14 protein-coding genes and 2 pseudogenes are annotated in these 16,225 nt (G+C 72.9%); 6 read left to right on the top strand and 10 right to left on the bottom strand.

All coding sequences use genetic code 11. The features are described from left to right. Window positions 1-3 precede the first annotated feature (3 nt). Complete coding sequence (locus tag EJ357_RS39710; RefSeq protein WP_126396500.1) at window positions 4-1,338, top strand: nucleotide sugar dehydrogenase; 1,335 nt, start codon at window positions 4-6, stop codon at window positions 1,336-1,338. Between the two features lie 83 nt (window positions 1,339-1,421). Continuing rightward, window positions 1,422-2,591, top strand: coding sequence for a glycosyltransferase (locus EJ357_RS39705; RefSeq protein WP_126396498.1), 1,170 nt, complete (start codon window positions 1,422-1,424; stop codon window positions 2,589-2,591). Window positions 2,592-2,595: 4 nt separating this feature from the next. On the opposite strand, the pseudogene EJ357_RS39700 reads toward EJ357_RS39705, so the two are convergent. Both EJ357_RS39700 and EJ357_RS39695 read right to left on the bottom strand, forming a co-directional pair. Then, window positions 2,596-2,805, bottom strand: a pseudogene (locus EJ357_RS39700) (VOC family protein); the annotation flags it as partial. A 17-nt stretch (window positions 2,806-2,822) separates the two neighbouring features. Further along, window positions 2,823-3,272, bottom strand: coding sequence for a PPOX class F420-dependent oxidoreductase (locus EJ357_RS39695; protein WP_126396496.1), 450 nt, complete (start codon window positions 3,270-3,272; stop codon window positions 2,823-2,825). A gap of 109 nt (window positions 3,273-3,381) precedes the next feature. Between EJ357_RS39695 and EJ357_RS39690 the strand changes: the two genes are divergently transcribed. From EJ357_RS39690 to EJ357_RS39680, 3 genes are all read left to right on the top strand, one after another. After that, window positions 3,382-3,984, top strand: coding sequence for a TetR/AcrR family transcriptional regulator (locus EJ357_RS39690; protein ID WP_126396494.1), 603 nt, complete (start codon window positions 3,382-3,384; stop codon window positions 3,982-3,984). Further along, a complete protein-coding gene (locus EJ357_RS39685) occupies window positions 3,981-5,366 on the top strand; it encodes an MFS transporter (RefSeq protein WP_126396492.1) in 1,386 nt (461 codons plus the stop codon). The genes EJ357_RS39690 and EJ357_RS39685 overlap by 4 nt, the downstream gene beginning before the upstream one ends. Window positions 5,367-5,433: 67 nt before the next feature. After that, window positions 5,434-6,666 (top strand): serine hydrolase domain-containing protein, encoded by a 1,233-nt coding sequence (locus EJ357_RS39680; protein ID WP_126396490.1) that lies wholly within the window; start codon window positions 5,434-5,436, stop codon window positions 6,664-6,666. A gap of 54 nt (window positions 6,667-6,720) precedes the next feature. On the opposite strand, the gene EJ357_RS39675 is transcribed toward EJ357_RS39680, so the two are convergent. The 5 genes from EJ357_RS39675 to ribA all read right to left on the bottom strand — a co-directional run bounded on the left by EJ357_RS39675 (window position 6,721) and on the right by ribA (window position 11,836). Beyond that, complete coding sequence (locus EJ357_RS39675; protein ID WP_126396488.1) at window positions 6,721-7,884, bottom strand: saccharopine dehydrogenase family protein; 1,164 nt, start codon at window positions 7,882-7,884, stop codon at window positions 6,721-6,723. Beyond that, entirely contained in the window at window positions 7,877-8,938 is a 1,062-nt protein-coding gene (locus EJ357_RS39670) for a saccharopine dehydrogenase (RefSeq protein WP_126396487.1), read from the bottom strand. Before EJ357_RS39670 ends, EJ357_RS39675 begins: the two co-directional genes overlap by 8 nt. After that, a complete protein-coding gene (locus tag EJ357_RS39665; protein WP_126396485.1) occupies window positions 8,935-10,080 on the bottom strand; it encodes an NAD(P)/FAD-dependent oxidoreductase in 1,146 nt (381 codons plus the stop codon). Before EJ357_RS39665 ends, EJ357_RS39670 begins: the two co-directional genes overlap by 4 nt. Window positions 10,081-10,153: 73 nt before the next feature. Next, the gene (locus tag EJ357_RS39660) at window positions 10,154-11,134 is read right to left on the bottom strand and encodes an ornithine cyclodeaminase family protein (RefSeq protein ID WP_126396483.1); all 981 of its coding nucleotides are present in this window, start codon (window positions 11,132-11,134) and stop codon (window positions 10,154-10,156) included. A gap of 33 nt (window positions 11,135-11,167) precedes the next feature. Further along, window positions 11,168-11,836 (bottom strand): GTP cyclohydrolase II, encoded by a 669-nt coding sequence (gene ribA / locus EJ357_RS39655; RefSeq protein ID WP_126396481.1) that lies wholly within the window; start codon window positions 11,834-11,836, stop codon window positions 11,168-11,170. Window positions 11,837-11,877: 41 nt separating this feature from the next. On the opposite strand from ribA, the gene EJ357_RS39650 reads away from it, so the two are divergent. Then, window positions 11,878-12,666, top strand: a complete 789-nt coding sequence (locus EJ357_RS39650) for a creatininase family protein (protein ID WP_126396479.1) — start codon at window positions 11,878-11,880, stop codon at window positions 12,664-12,666. 146 nt (window positions 12,667-12,812) lie between these two features. Here EJ357_RS39650 and EJ357_RS49770 read toward each other — a convergent pair. From EJ357_RS49770 to EJ357_RS39635, 3 genes and pseudogenes are all read right to left on the bottom strand, one after another. Continuing rightward, window positions 12,813-13,943: pseudogene (locus tag EJ357_RS49770) on the bottom strand (lysylphosphatidylglycerol synthase transmembrane domain-containing protein); the annotation flags it as partial. Further along, window positions 13,940-15,022 carry a class I SAM-dependent methyltransferase gene (locus EJ357_RS39640; protein ID WP_126396475.1) on the bottom strand — a complete coding sequence of 361 codons (1,083 nt, stop codon included), beginning with the start codon at window positions 15,020-15,022 and terminating at the stop codon, window positions 13,940-13,942. The gene EJ357_RS39640 and the pseudogene EJ357_RS49770, both read right to left, overlap by 4 nt. After that, window positions 15,019-16,221, bottom strand: a complete 1,203-nt coding sequence (locus EJ357_RS39635) for a glycosyltransferase family 4 protein (protein ID WP_228472752.1) — start codon at window positions 16,219-16,221, stop codon at window positions 15,019-15,021. The genes EJ357_RS39640 and EJ357_RS39635 overlap by 4 nt, the downstream gene beginning before the upstream one ends. Between the last annotated feature and the right edge of the window lie 4 nt (window positions 16,222-16,225).

Below are 16,225 nucleotides of genomic sequence, written 5' to 3'. Positions count from 1 at the left end.
CATATGCAGGTCGAACAGACCGGAGCGCTCGGGGAACTTGAGGAAGAGAGCGAACCGCTCGGGGAAGCGGAACCGCCCGATCGCGTGGAACTGGCGGTGATCGGGCTCGGTTACGTCGGACTGCCGCTCGCGCGCGAGGCCGCGTCGATCGGCCTGAGAGTCGTGGGTCTCGACCGCGACCCCCGGATCGTGGAGGCGCTCAACACCGGGCACTCCCATGTCGACGACGTCTCCGACGAGGACGTCCGCCGGATGCGGGCGGCCGGGTTCGCGGCGTACACGGACGACGCCTGTCTGGCCTGCGCGCAGTCCGTGGTGATCTGCGTGCCGACCCCGCTCAGCGAGGACGGCGGCCCGGACCTGAGCGCGGTCAAGGCCGCCGTGCGCACGGTGGCGGGGCGGTTGCGGCCCGGTCAGCTGGTCGTGCTGGAGTCGACCACGTATCCGGGCACCACCGAGGAGGTCGTACGGCCGCTCCTGGAGGAGTCGGGGCTGCGCGCCGGCCCGGACTTCGCGCTGGCCTTCTCGCCCGAGCGCATCGACCCCGGCAACACCACGCACGGGCTGCGCACCACACCGAAGGTGGTCGGCGGCTGCACCCCGTCCTGCGCGGCACGCGCGGTCGCCTTCTACGGCAAGCTCGTCGACACCGTCGTCCAGGCGAAGGGCACCCGCGAGGCCGAGATGGCCAAGCTGCTGGAGAACACCTACCGGCACGTCAACATCGCCCTGGTCAACGAACTGGCCGTGATCAGCCACGAGTTGCACGTCGACCTGTGGGACGCGATCCGCTGCGCCGGCACGAAACCCTTCGGCTTCCAGGCGTTCCGGCCGAGTCCCGGGGTCGGCGGGCACTGCATCCCCATCGACCCCAACTACCTGTCGTACAAGGTGCGTTCGTCGCTCGGCTACGAGTTCCGGTTCGTCGAACTCGCCCAGGAGATCAACCGGCGGATGCCCGAGTACGTGGTGCGCCGCGCCCAGGACCTGCTCAACACCGCCGGCCGGCCGCTGCGCGGTTCCCGGGTGCTGCTCCTCGGGGTCACCTACAAGCCGGACGTCGCGGACCAGCGGGAGTCGCCCGCGGTGCCGGTGGCGCGGCTGCTGCGGGAGCGGGAGGCCGAGGTGTCCTTCCATGACCCGCATGTGCGGCTGTGGTCCGTGGACGGGGCGGGCGTCCCGCGCGTCGGCGACGTCATGGCCGCGGTGCGCGAGCACGACCTGACGATCCTGCTCCAGGACCACACGGCGTACGACCTGCCGGCCATCGGCGACACGGCCCGGCTGCTGTTCGACACCCGGGGGCGGATCTTCCGGCCGGACGTGGAAGTGCTGTGACCGGCCGGACGCGGGAGCGGTGCAACCTGCCGCCCGTTCGTCCGGGCCATGGATCTCGGGGCAGTCGAAAGGTACGTGCTCTGATGCGGATACTCGTCGTCACCGTCGTCCACCATCCCGAGGACGCCCGGATCCTGCACCGGGAGATCGGCGCCCTGCGCGAGCGCGGTCACCGCATCGTGTACGCCGCGCCGTTCGCGGCCCGCGAGGTGAAGCCACGGCCGTACGTCGAGGGCGTCGACCTGCCCCGGGCCGCCGGCCGCGACCGCCGGTCGGCACTGCGCGCGGCCCGCACCCTGCTCGCCGAGCGGGGACCCCAGGCGGACATCGTCCTGCTGCACGACCCGGAGCTGCTGCTCGCCCTGCCCGGCACGCTGCGCCGATGGCGGCGCGCGGGACGCGCTCCCGTCACCGTGTGGGACGTGCACGAGGACACGGCGGCGGCGCTGGTGATGAAGCGCTGGCTGCCACGACCGCTGCGGCCGCCACTGCGGCTGGTCGTGCGGGCGACGGAACGGCTGGCGGAACGAAGGCTGCGGCTGCTGCTCGCCGAGGACGCCTACCAGCGGCGCTTCCGCCACCCTCATCCCGTGGTCGCCAACCTGACCACGGTGTCGCCCGAACCGCCCGAGCCGCCGGGCGACGACCGTGTCGTCTACCTCGGGCACCTCTCCCGGGCACGGGGCGCGCTGGAACTCATCGAGACGGCACGGCTGCTGGCGCCCGACGTCCAGGTCGAGGTGATCGGCGCGGCGGACCCCGAGGTGCGGGGCGCGCTCACCCAGGCCGACCGGGACGGAGTCCTGCGCTGGCACGGCTACCTCCCCAACGACCACGCCCTCGACCGGCTCTCCGGCGCCCTGGCCGGCCTCTCCCTCCTCCACGACCAACCCAACTACCGCCACTCACGGCCCACCAAGGCCGTGGAGTACATGGCCCACGGCGTCCCCCTCGTCACCACGCCCACCCCTCTCGCGGCCGACCTCGTCGAACGCTACGGCTGTGGTCTCGTCGTGCCGTACGAGGATCCGGCCACGGCCGCGGACGCCGTACGGCGCCTGCGCCTGGACCCGGAGATGCGCCTGCGTGCGGCCACGCGGGGCTGGGAGGCGGCCCTGCGCGACCTCAACTGGGCGGACCGGGCGGCCGAGTTCGTGATGTGTCTGGAGGCCTGGGCGAAGGAGACGTCCGGTGCGGCGACGGACACCGATGCGGCCGCCACGGTCGCGGGCGGCACGGCTCGTACCGCCTGACCCGCTAGGCGTTGGACCAAGCGCTCCTGCACAGCACCAGCCGGTATCCGTCCGGGTCCTCGACGGTGACACCCCACTCGTTCCAGTACGGGTTGGGCGACGACACCCGCTTGCCGCCGTGTTCCTCCAGCCGGGCCGGCTCGTGGACGAGTTCCAGATGCCGGTCGGCGTCCGGCCAGCCCGGCATCAACAGGTCGTGCTCACCGGGTTCCGGGAGGGGTACGCGCGCAGTCAGCCCCGATCGGCGCCCTTAGGGATCCCGTACGCCCGCTCCACCCGCAGTCGCAGCACCAGCCGCCGGTCCCGGACCATCGCGGCCCGGTAGTCCTCCCAGTCGGGGTGCTCCCCCAGGACGTCCCGGTAGAGGCGGACGAGCTCGTCGACCGTGGCGTCGTACGGGTCCTGCGCGACCGGCGTGAGGTCGGCCGTGCCCTCGGCGACGACGTAGGCCCACCGGTCCGGGGACGTGACGTGGTACGAGGCGCGGGGGTCCCGGCGCAGGTTGCGGGTCTTGGCGCGGTCGTCGGTGATCGAGACGCGGATGGTCCGCTCGTCGGGGTCGTAGGCGTGGCTGACATTGGACAGTTGCGGCCGGCCGTCGCGTTTGAGGGTGACCAGCACCCCGCCGTGGCCCTCGGAGAGCAGCGCGAGCAGTGCGTTCTGGGTGGCGTCCTGAGTCATGCCTGGATCAACCCTGGCGGGCAGTCCACGCATTCCCTTCCACGCGCTGTCACATCACCACCCCGGCATCTCGTAGACACTGTCTACTCAATCATGGTAGACAGCGTCTATGCCTTCTGATCAGCAACCCGCTCATGAATCCGACTCCGGGCTGCGCTCCCGGTTGATCGACGTCGGCGTTGATCTCGTCACCCGGGAGGGCGCCCCGGCGCTCACCCTGCGGGAGATCGCCCGCCGGGCGGGTGTCTCGCACGGCGCCCCCCGTCGCTACTTCCCCACCCACCTGGAGCTGCTCTCGGCCATCGCGCGCCGCGGCTTCGAGGAACTCGCCCATCGGGCGACGGTGGCCGTCGGCGACGGCAAGGCGGTCGGCCCGCGGGCGCAGTTGGCAGCGCTCGGTCGCGGCTATCTGGAGTTCGCGCTCGGCAACCGCGGCATGTACGAGCTGATGTTCCGTCATGATCTGCTGGAGAGCGGGCACTTGGGTCTGCGCGACACCAGTCTTCCCCTCTTCGGCCGCCTGGTGGACCTGGTCGGCCAGGTGCGCCCGGACGCCGACGCCCGACTCGTCGCCGGGGCACTGTGGGCCAATCTGCACGGCGTCGCCCAGCTGTGGGGCTGGGGCAGCCTCCAACTCGCCACGGGAACCGACGACTTCGAACCGCTGCTGCGGTCGGTCCTGGACGCGCATCTCGGGCAGGAGGGCGAGTGAACCCGCGGCTCACCCTCGTCGGCAGCGTCGTCGGCGCCGTGATCGTCGCGCTCGACGGCACGGTCCTGACCGTCGCCCAGCCCGCCCTGCGGCGCGACCTCGACGCCTCCTTCGGTCAGGTCCAGTGGACCAGCACCGGCTATCTGATCGCGGTGGCGAGCCTGCTGGTGTTCGCCGGGCGGCTCGGCGACCGGTACGGCCACCATCGGGTCTTCGGGATCGGCATGCTCGGCTTCGGGGCGGCGTCGGCCGGTATCGCCCTGGTGCCGGACATCGGGTGGGTGATCGGACTGCGGGTCGTGCAGGGCGTGTTCGGGGCACTGCTGCAACCGGCGACGCTGGGGATGCTGCGAGCCGCGTTCCCGGCCGACCGGCTGCGGACGCCGATCGCCGTACGGACGGCCGCGATCGGGGTGGCTGCGGCTGCCGGGCCGGTCCTGGGCGGTGCGCTGGTGGCGGGGCCGGGCTGGCGCGTGGTGTTCCTGCTGAACGTGATCCCCGCCGTCGTCTTCGGTGCGCTCGCCCTCGCCGTACGGCCCCCTCGCGCAGTCTCCCCGGCGCGGCTGGACATACCCGGCCCCGCCCTTCTCGCCGTATGCCTGGCCTGCCTGGTCCACGCCCTCGTCGCACAGCCGGGGTGGGTCTGGACCGCCGCGATCGGGACCGTCACCGGTGCCGCCTTCGTCCGGCACGAGCGCCGGAGCACGAGCCCTCTCCTGCCGCCGATGGGGGCACCTCCCGCTCGAGCGAATTCGAGAGTGGGGGACATCGGCTCGCGGGCGGTCGGCTCGGCGCTCGGCATGCTGGTGGCCGCTTCGGCGGCGCTGTCCGGCAGCCTCTTCGTCGGCACGTTCCTGTTGCAGGGCCCCCTCGGACTGGACCCCTTCCACAGCGCCCTGGTCAGCCTGCCGCTGGCCGCCCTGATGGTGATCGCGGCCCCCTCGTGCGCGGTGCTGCTGCGCCGGGCCGGCGCCCGCCGCACGACCACCGCGGCGATGGTGGTCCTCGCGCTCGGCATCCTCGTCCTGTCCCGTGCGTCGGCCGTGCCCGCCCTCTGCGTGGGGTTCGCCCTGGTGGGAGCCGGGTTCGGCACGGTGATGGTGGCGGCGACCCATGTCGTCGTACGGCAGGCCGCCGTCGGGTCGGCCGGGGTGGCGGGCGGGCTCCAGCAGACCGCGATGAATGTCGGGCCGGTGCTGGGCGTGGCCGCCGCGACCGCGCTCATGGGAGCGGGCGGTGATCCTGAGCTGCCGCTGACCGTCCTCGCCGCGCTCGCCCTGGCGGGCGCGGTGCCGGGCCGGGCCCTGCCGGCACGGCCCGACCCCACGATCGACGATCATGGCCAATCGAAGGACCGTACACCTGTTCCTGCGCGACCATGAGGTCAGAGGCCGTTCCGACGGGGTATGCCGGAGCGCACCCTCGTCGTAACGCATTCGGAGGAGAGCGATGGCACTGCTGACACAAGAGGTCGACCCGGGTGAGGTCGGGCTGGACGCGAAGGCGCTGGACCGCCTCGACCAGCACTTCGCCCACTACGTCGACGAGGGGCGGCTGCCCGGCTGTCTGGTGTCCGTCGCCCGCGGTGGACGCGTCGCCCACCTCACCGCGCTCGGCCACCGCGACCTTGCGGCCGGCCTGCCCGTCGAGACGGACACCCTGTGGCGGATCTACTCCATGACCAAGCCGGTCACGTCGGTCGCCGCGCTGCTGCTGGTGGAGGAGGGCAAGCTGTCGCTCGACGACCCGGTCGGCCGCCATCTGCCCGCCTTCGCCGAGCCCCGGGTGTACGTCAGCGGATCCGGCGCCGACACCGTGACCCGTCCCGCCGACGGTCCGATAACCGTCCGCCACCTGATGACGCACACGGCCGGACTGACCTTCGCCTTCTACCGCACGCACCCCGTCGACGCCCTCTACCGCGACGCCAACCTGGAGGCCGCGGTGGTGCCCGGCTCCGACCTGGCCCACACGGTCGACGTGTACGCGAGCCTGCCGCTGCAGTTCGAGCCGGGCACGCAGTGGAACTACTCGGTCGCCGCCAACGTCCTGGGCCGGGTCATCGAGGTCGTGTCCGGGCAGCCGCTCGACGAGTTCTTCGCGGAGCGGATCTTCGGGCCGCTCGGGATGACCGACGCCGGGTTCTGCGTGAGCGACGAACAGGCCGGCAGGCTCGCGGAGTTGTACGGCGAGACCGAGGACGGCGGTATCGAGCCGATCCCGGGCCTGCCGTTGCACGGCAGGCCCCGCTTCCTGTCCGGCAGCGGCGGCATGGCGGCCTCCGCGCACGACATCCACCGCTTCATGGAGTTCCTGCGCCGCCGCGGCGAACTCGACGGCACCCGCCTGCTGGCCCCCGCGACCGTGGACCTGATGACGTCCAACCAGCTCCCCGGCGGCGTCGACCTGCGCGCCTTCGGCAGCCGACCCGCGCACGACGAGCCCGGCAACGACGGCCTCGGCTTCGGCCTGGGCGTCTCCGTGGTCATCGACCCGACCCGTACGAAGGCCCCGGCCGGCCTGGGCACCTACGGCTGGAGCGGGGTGGCGACGACGACGTTCTTCATCGACCCGGGCCGTGATCTCACGGTGCAGTTCATGACACAGGTGCGGCCGAGGACCTCGCACACGATGTTCCAGGACCTGAGGCGGCTCGTGCACGAGGCGGTCACGGGCGACTGAGTCTGCTGCACGAGGCCACCACGGATGGCCGAGCCCTCCTGCTTCGGCCCGGCCCTACTGGTCCACGCGCAGGGTGAACTCCAGCCCCTCCAGCGCGAGTTCACGCAGCCACTCCTCCGAGCGGGCCGCCGTCTCGGCGGCCCGGTTCAGGCCCGCGGACAGGGAGCCGTCCAGGATGTGGCGGACACCGAGGGCGAGCGGGCGGGACACGCACCGGGCCATCGCGCTCTCCTCCTTGTCCCCCACCAGGTCGAGGAGGTAGCTGCCGGACCACGACCGCCCCTCCCCGCCGCGCACGTCCAGCGACACGGCGAGGACGACGCGGTCGCGGTCGGTGTCTGTGGTGGGGTAGGCGGCCGCCAACTCCCCCGCCAGAGCGGCGATCCGGGCGTCGTCACCCGCCTTCAGCTCCTCGAAGACGGCGTCCCAGGCACGCAGCCAGCCCTCCAGGCGCAGCGTGCCGCGCACGAAGGTCTGCGGCTTCCAGGCGGCCGGCAGCCCGTACTGCTCGACGAACGGCACACTGTCCCGGTTGGGGTAGACCTCGAACGTCTCCCCGTCGACGACATGCCGCTGTGTCACCTCCCACGGCCGCTCGGCGACGGTCTCGGCACCGTCCTTCAGATAACGCGCCGGTGCGCGCAGGGCGTTGAGGACCCCCGCGGGCGCCCAGCTGAAGCGGTACCGGAAGGAGTTCGGGATCGCGGGGACACCGCCGCAGTACGAGGTGAGGCTGTACGAGGCCGCCGTGTCGTCGCCGATGGCCTCCCGGGCGCGGCCGACGAGGCAGTGGGCGAAGAGGTGGTCGATGCCGGGGTCGAGGCCGGCCTCGGTGAGGACGACCAGCCCGGCCGCGGTGGCGGCAGGCACCTGTTCGAGGACCGCGTCCGACACATAGCTGGAGCAGCCGAAGTGGGCCTGCTCCCGGATGCAGGCCGCCAGGATCCCGGCGTGCTCCGGCGCGGGCAGCATGGACACGACGATGTCGCCGGGCGCCAGTTCGGCCGTGAGCGCGGGAAGCGTGAACGCGCGGGGCTCGGCCCGTCCGGTGAGGCCCAGCCGGGCCAGGGCGTCGGCGGCGCGGTCCTCGGTGCGGTGCCACAGCCGTACGCGGTCGGCCGTGTCGCACACCCGCGCCAGACCGGTGCCCGTGGACAGTCCGGCGCCCACCCAGTGGACGGTGCCGCTCGCGGGAACCCTGGCAGCGCGGTCAGACATTGCGGAGCTTCCCTTCTGCGATGCCGAGTTCACGGCAGGCCTGGCGGAACCGGTCGACGCAGCGGCCCCATGGCCCGCCGGTCTCGAACTCCATCAGCTGGGGCAGCAGCGCCGACGAGAAGTCGGTGCTGGACTCGCGGGGCAGCAGGGAGGGGAGGTTGTCGATGGCGATCAGGTCGAGGGGCGGTTCCTTGCGCAGGCGGCGTACCGGATCGGTCCACTCGGTCGTGCGGTCGTAGATCGGCAGGACGTTCAGCGGGGAACCGACGTCGACGGTGACGTCGCAGAGGGTGCGCAGTCGGCGGGCCGGGTCATCGAGGTCCTGCTCGCGCAGGAAGGGCGGGACGGGGGTGGTGGCGAGGACGGCGTTCACCATCACGTCGTGCGCCAGCAGGGCCTCGCGGTCCAGGTCACGGGTCTCGGCGAGGTCCCAGGGCGTCGCCTCGACGCCGGCGGTCAGCAACGCCAGGCGCGCACCCCGGCCGCTGCGGCCCAGAGCTCCTGTCACCAAGGCGGTGAACTCCGCCTCCCCTGCGGCCGGTTGGAGGAGTGCGTCCAGCTCCTCCTTGGACGTGGGGGTGAGCGGTGCGACGAGCTTGCCCCGGTGCTGGAGGACGGCCAGGGCGGCACCCAGGTAGCCGGCCCAGAAGCCGAAGGCGGCGAGGCGGCGGCCGTTGTCGTCGACCAGGTACTCCAGGTCGAGCAGCCTGCCTCGCCCGGCCGCGAACCGCCAGAGCAGGTCGCCGGCGCCGGGCTGCTGTTTGTAGGCGTGTCCGAAGTAGATGTGCCGGTGCGTCAGCTCGGCGGGTTCGTCCGGGAGTTCCTTCAGTCCGAGGATCACGGCGTCCACCGGGGCCGACACCCACGAGCCGGCGGGCGCGATCCGGCAGCCGGCCGCCTCGTACTCCTCGACGGGGAAGATCCGTTGCGGTGACTCCTCGACGGTCAGCGTCACCCCGCTCTCCACCAGCCGCCGTGCGTCGGAGGGCACGATCGGGGTGCGTCGCTCGGTGGAACGGACCTCGTGGCGCAGCCACAGATGGAGAACGGTCATACGCGGTTGGCCTCCGGGCGCGGTGCGTCGGCCGCGAACCGGCCGGCGCTCAAGGGGCTGACGTCCACGAAGGGTACGCGGCCGAGGTACAGGTCGCGGACGACCTCGCCGACGGCCGGTCCCTGGAGAAAGCCGTGGCCGGAGAAGCCCGTCGCATACAGAAAACGGGATACGGAAGTCGCCTCGCCGATCAGCGCGTTGTGGTCCGGGGTGAGTTCGTACAGGCCCGCCCATCCTCCCGTGCGGCGCAGGTCGAGCAGGGCGGGGGCGCGGCGCTCCATGGCCGCGGCCAGGCGGGGGATCCAGCGGTCGTGGGTGTCGGTGGCGAAGCCGGGCCGCTCGTCGGGGTCGGACATGCCGAGGAGCAGGCCGGGGCCCTCGCCGTGGAAGTAGAGGCTGGTGGTGAAGTCGATGGTCATGGGCAGGTCCGGCGGCAGGCCTTCGACGGGTTCGGTGACCGCGACCTGGCGGCGCAGCGGCACCACCGGCAGGTCCACGCCCACCATCGCGCCGACGGCCCGCGACCAGGCGCCCGCCGCGCAGATCACCGTGTCGGTGGCGATGCGGCCGATGGTCGTCGTCACGGCGGTGATCCGGTCGCCGTGCCGTTCGATGCCGGTGACGTCGGTGTGGCGTAAGATCCGCGCCCCGTACTGGCGGGCGGCGGACGCGTAGCCGTGGACCACGGACTCGGGGGTGCAGTGGCCGTCGTCCGGTGAGAACGCGGCCGCGAGCAGGCCGTCGGTGGTGATCAGCGGGGAGAGCCTGCGTGCCTCGGCGGGGTCGATCATCCGGCTCGGCACACCGAGGGAGTTCTGCAGCCGGACGCTCGCCTCGAATCCGGCGACCTCCTCCGGCGTCGAGAGCAGGAACAGATACCCGACGCGGTGCAGCCCGATGTCGTACCCGGTGTCCTCCTCGAACCGCCCGAACGCCTCCAGGCTGCGCGCCCCGAGCTGGATGTTGAGCTCGTCGGAGAACTGCGCGCGCACCCCGCCGGCCGCCTTCGAGGTGGAGCCGGAGCCCAGTTCGTCCCGCTCGACGAGGACGACGTCCCGTACGCCCTCGCGGGCGAGGTGGTAGGCGATGCTCGTGCCCATCACGCCGCCTCCGATGACGACGACGCTCGCGTGCGTGTTCACGGCCGCACCCCCTCGTCCGTCTCGACGACGGCTCCGGTCTCGGCGACGGCTCCGATGTCGCTCGCGCGTGTTGTCACAGGCCCGCCTTCCTCGCCGCCTCGACCACGGCCCAGGCGGCGGCCGCGTCCTGGATGCCGAGGCCGACGCTGTTGTAGTAGACGATGTCGCCGGGTCCGGATCTCGGGAGGCTCCGCCCCGTGAGGACGGCGCCGAGTCCGACCAGGTCCTCGTACGCCAGCCGCCCTTCGCGCAGGGCCTCCACCACGGGCCCGGCATGCGCGGCCGCGGTCGCCGGGTCGTCGACGACGACGGCTCCGGACCGCGCCGCGCGCCGCAGCACCTCCGCGTCCACCTCGTGGCGCCCGGGCTCGAACGAGCCCACGCTGACCACCGTGCACCCGGGCGCCAGCCACTCCCCCCGCACGACGGGCGTCGCGCTCAGGGTGCAGGCCGCTACCAGCGACGCCCCCGTCACGGCCTCCTCCGCGGTGCCGACCGCCCGGACGGCGATCCCCAGGTCGGCCGCGAGCCGTTCGGCGGCGCGGGCACGGTTGCGCGGGGTCGGACTCCACACCCGTACGGACTTCACCTCCCGCACCCGGGCGACGGCCCGGGCATGGGCGAGAGCCTGCGTGCCGGAGCCGAGGAGGGCGAGGTCGGCGCTGTCGGGGGTGGACAGGGCGTCGATCGCGACGGCGCTCGCGGCGGCGGTGCGCAGGGTCGTGACCGGCGTGCCGTCCATGACGGCGACCAGGCGGCCCGTCACCGGGTCGAGCGCGGTGATGACGGCGTGCACGGTGGGCAGGCCGGACGCCGCGTTGCCCGGGTTGACGCTCCCGATCTTCGCGACGGCGCCGGTGTCCGCCGACAGCCGGGAGACGTACGCGAAGACGACGCTGTCGTCGAAGCGGCTCGGGTGCATGATCTTCCCGGGCAGGTCGGCCGCGTCGGCGCCGAGCGCCGCGAAGGCAGCCCGCTGCGAGGCGATCGCCGCGTCGAGGCCGAGCAGGCCCGTCACCTGGTCTCCGGAGAGGAAGAGGACGTCGTCGGTCATTCCCTCTTCCTGTCCGGACGAGCCTCGCGCCAATCAGGACAGGTGCGCGACCGCGTCCAGATGGGGCAGGTGGTGGTCCAGGCGCTCCCGCTTGGTGCGCAGATAGGTGATGTTGTTCTCGCACGGCGGGATCAACAGCGGAACCTGCTCGGCCACCTGGATGCCGTGCCGCAGCAATGCCTCGCGCTTGCGCGGGTTGTTGGACATCAGCCGGACCGAGTTGACGCCCAGGTCGTGCAGGATCTCGGCGGCGACGCCGTAGTCCCGGGCGTCCACCGGCAGACCGAGCGCGAGATTGGCCTCGACGGTGTCCAGGCCCTCCGCCTGCAGGGCCATCGCACGCAGCTTGGCGAGCAGGCCGATGCCGCGGCCCTCGTGCCCCCGCAGGTAGACGACTATGCCGCGGCCCTCGGCGACGACCGCGCGCAGCGCCGAGGCGAGCTGGTCGCCGCACTCGCAGTGCTGGGAGCCGAAGGCGTCGCCGGTCAGGCACTCGGAGTGCAGCCGGGTGAGCACGTCTTCCGTGCCGATCTCGCCGTAGACCAGGGCCACTTGCTCGTCACCGCGGTCGTGGTCGAGGTATCCGATCGCGCGGAATTCCCCGTACACGGTGGGCAAGGGGGCATTCACCACGCGTTCCACGCCGGAACGCTGCGTACGCGGTGCGGACTTCTTGCCGAGGACACCAATTTTTTCTGTCATGATTCTTCAGTTCCTAAGCAGAGACGAAAGGCCGGGAAAAGATGAGTGATTCGCAGACGCGACCGGCGGCACACTCGCTGGTGCCGGCGGACACCACCGAGGACGTTCGGGAGCGGGGAGCGGGCGTCTCACGACAGGTCGCGGTCCTGCCCGTCGGGAGCTTCGAGCAGCACGGCCCGTACCTGCCCCTTGCGACGGACACGCTCGTGGCCTGCGCGATCGCACGCGAGATAGCCGCCGTGCACCCGGTGCACCTCCTTCCGCCGGTGACGATCGCCTGCTCGCACGAGCACGCGGCCTGGCCGGGGACCGTCAGCATCTCCTCCGTGACCCTTCATGCGGTGATACGGGACATAGCGGCTTCGCTCCGCCGGTCGGGCGTCGACGCCCTGGTGCTGGTCAACGGGCACGGCGGAAACTACGTACTGGGCAATGTCGTTCAGGAGTCCTCCGCGCGGGGCGAGCGAATGGCGTTGTTCCCGGCCCCGGAGGACTGGGAGACGGCGCGGGAGCGGGCGGGGGTGGAGACCTCGCTGCTCACCGACATGCACGCGGGGGAAATTGAGACCTCCATCCTTCTGCACACTCATCCCGAATTGATCCGACCCGGATATGAGACTTCCGATTTCGTGGCGGACGACCGCCGTCATCTCCTCACCCTCGGTATGTCCGGCTATACCGATTCGGGGGTCATAGGCCGCCCTTCGCTGGGTTCCGTGGAAAAGGGGAAGCGCCTGCTGGCGAGCCTCGCGGATTCCTTCGGCGCGTATGTGTCACTGCTGACCTCCGCGGACGATTCCGTACGGGACCCAGGAGACGCAAGGGCGTAGCGTCCGGGTTCCGGGGCCGTCTCGGTGACGGCGGTCCCGGAGCCGGCGCGCAGGCCGGTGTACCAGCGGGCGACGAGGACGAGGACGCCGGGCAGGGCAGCCACGAAGCTGAGCACGCCGTACACGACGGCGACGGCCAGTCCGCTGCCCGCGCCCAGCCCTGCCGCGCCGAACGCCCAGGCGGCGACGCCCTCGCGGGGGCCGAAGCCGCCGACGTTCAGGGGCAGGCCCATCGCAAGCAGGGCGAGCACGGCGAGCGGCAGCAGGACGGCCACGGAGGCGGTGGTGCCGGCGACCCGGGCGGCGAGCACGAACGTCGCGATGTGGCCGGCGAGGACGACGACCGAGGAGAGGGCGACACCGGGTCCGTTGCGACGGGACAGCAGGGCTTCCCGCGCCTCGCCGAGCGTGCTGCGCAGTGCCGTCGGGTTCGACCGGTCACGGCGGGAGGGCGCACGGTTCATGCGCACGGCGGCCACGACGGCGAGCGCCCCGACCGCGGCGAACAGCAGGACGGGCGTGAGGTCGCGGGCCTCGTTCAGCACTGGTGACGGCATGGTCAGCAGGACGACGGCGCCGACGAGCGCGAGGACGACCTGCCCGGCCGTCCGCTCCAGCACGACCGCGCGGACACCGCGGCCCAGATCACCCGTGCTCTGTCCGTGCCGCACCGCCCGGTGCACATCGCCGAGGACGCCGCCGGGGAGGGCCGCGTTGAGGAACAGGGCGCGGTAGTAGTCGGCGACGGCCGGCCCGAGCGGCAGCCTGATCCGCAGCCCCCGCGCCACCAACTGCCAGCGCCACGCGCTGAACACGGTGGTCACGAGCCCGATCCCGAGCGCCGCGACCAGCGCCGCCCCGTCGATCCGCCGCAGCCCGTCCAGGAACACACCGGTGCCGAGCCGCCAGAACAGCACGACGAGGATGGCGATGCCGACGACCGTGCCCACGTGGGTGCGGGCGGCGGGGGTGTTGAGGCGGGACAGGGCGGTGCGCAGGCGGCCGCGGGGGGACTTGGGGGCGGTCGTCTCCGGGCGGGGCTCGGTGACGGTGACGCCGATGCGGGCGGGCGCGACGGCGGTGGCGGCGGGAGCATCGGTACGTACCGTCAGGGCCGGGGCGGCGGCCGCGGTTTCGCGGAGCGCCGGGACCGTCGCGAAGACGTCGCCGTCCGGACGTACCGCGACGGTCTCGGTCCTCTTCCGGTCCGCTCGCCGGGCGCGCGGCTTGGTGGCCGCCCGCTCGCGGCGCGTCCTTGCCACCGTCTCCACGCTCATGACACTCCGCCCGTCGGCCGGACCAGCGCCAGCAGGTCGCTGTGGTGGACCACGACGCGCAGTTCGCCGGCCTGGCAGGCGGCGAGGCGTTCCCTCAGGTAGCGGTCGGCGCGCTCGCGGAGTTCGGGGCGCTGCTCGACCGCCGCGGCGACCCAGCCGCGCAGCCACTGGGCCGTGAGCGCCGACTCGCCGGGGCCGAGCCGCCAGGGGCTCGGGTGCACCTGGACGGTCGCGCCGTGCTCGGAGAAGGCCTCGGCCGCCGCGGTGATCGCGTCCGGGCCGAGCAGCCCCGAGCGCCGCTGGTGGGCGTTGAACGCCTCGGCGATCTCCGTGTCCAGCGGGTCGGACGGGGTGAGTTCGACGCGGCCGGCGACGGAGAGGGTCAGCAGCGCCGGGCAGCCCGCGCCGGCGCAGGCGGCGGCGAGCGTGTCGATCTCCTCGCGGGTGAGGACGTCGAGCAGTGCGGAGGCGGTCACCAGCGAGGCGCCGGCGAGGGCGTCCGGGGTGAGGCGGCCGACGTCGCCGCGGCGCGTCTCGACGGTGACCCGGCTGCCGTCGGCGCCGGAGCGCGGGGAGGCCACCGCGGCGAAGTGCAGGAGGTACGGGTCGCGGTCGTGCAGGACCCAGTGCTGGGCGCCGTCCAGGTGGGGTGCGAGCCAGCGGCCCATGGAGCCGGTGCCGCAGCCCAGGTCGTGGATGACCACTCCGGACCGCCCCGGCAGGTTGGCGAGCCGGATCCGCAGCGGGTCGAGCAACTCGTGCGCCCGCGCGGCGGCGTCGGCGCCCTCCCGCAGCTCCAGCCACTCGGGGGCGTAGCGGGGCGGGTCGTCCGGCCCGGCCTCCCGCAGCCGCAGGGTGGCCCGCTCACCGGGCCGGAAGCCGGGACCGGCACCGAGGATCACTGCGTCGGCGTCGGACTCCGCCGGTACGGACACACCACTCATGTCGCCCCCTGCTGAAACGATCCCGCTCTGCGGCGCGGGCTCCGGGGCGGCAACCGCCGCCGCGTCCCCGGCGTCCCTCGGTCCCGGCTGGGCCGGGATCGTCCCCCCGCTCTGTGTCGTCGCTGTCTTCCTCATGCCGCCCTCCGGGGTTCGTTCGGCAGTCGGCCCAGTACCGCGGCCAGGCTGCGGGCCGTGCCGGCCCAGCCGTTCAGGGCGGCCCGGCGTCCCCGGGCCGCCGCCTTCAGTCGGCGTCGTACGTCCGCCTCGCCGAACCAGCCGCGCAGTTCGGCGGCGATCGCGGCGGGGTTCTCCGGCGGGACGAGAATGCCGGGGACGCCTCCGTCGGGGGCCACGCCGACCGCCTCCGGGAGGCCGCCGACGTCCGTCGCCAGCACGGGGATACCGCGCGCGAGGGCTTCCGTCACCGCCATGCCGTACGTCTCCGCGTAGGAGGTGAGCACCATGAGGTCGGCGGCGTTGTAGCTGGCGTCGAGTGCGGCGCCGGCCTGCGGGCCCGCCAGGATCAGCCGGTCCTCGAGGCCGTGCCGCGCTATCAGGGACCGCAGCTCGGCCACGTACTCGGGATCCTGGTTCAGCCCGCCCACGCACACACAGCTCCACGGCAGGTCGGTCACCGCCGCCAGTGCCTCCACCAGCCGGTGCTGGCCCTTGCGCGGCGTCACCGCTGCCACGCACAGCAGCCGCGACACTCCGTCCGTGCCGGACGCGAGGGGCGCGATGTCGGCGCCGGGGGCTGCGGCGTGGACCCGGTCGGGGGCGAGGCCGTGGTGGGAGACGAGGCGGCGGACCGCCCAGTCGCTGGTGGCGATGACCGCGGGCACGGCGCGCAGCACCGTGCGTTCGCGGGCGTCCAGCTCCGCGGCGACGGCGGGCTCCAGCCCCGTCTCGTCGCCGAGCGGGAGGTGGACGAGGACGGCGAGGCGCAGCCGCTCCGCCTCCGGGACGATGATCTCGGGCACACCGCAGGCGACCAGCCCGTCCAGCAGGACGACGGTCCCGTCCGGGAACTCCGCCAGCGTGCGGGCGAGTTCCGCGCGGGCCGCCGCCCCGGGCCGGGGCCAGCTGCCGTCGACCGCGTGCTTGTGCACCTGCCAGCCGAAGCCGGGCAGATCCAGACTCACCCGCCGGTCATAGGCGTTGCCGCCGCTCGGCGCGGTCGAGTCGTCGACGCCGCCCGGCATGACGAAGTGCACGGAGCGCAGGGACATGGGGATGATCTCGGCGTTCTTCAGGACGGAGTGCTGCACGGGCATATAGCCGAGCGTGGCCTGCTCCGTCTTCTCCGGCTTCCCCATCATTTCGGGCTTTTCCATGACG

This window comes from Streptomyces cyaneochromogenes (genome assembly GCF_003963535.1).
GTDB classification, from domain to species: domain Bacteria; phylum Actinomycetota; class Actinomycetes; order Streptomycetales; family Streptomycetaceae; genus Streptomyces; species Streptomyces shaanxiensis.
This window is presented reverse-complemented; position numbering and strand designations above follow the sequence as displayed.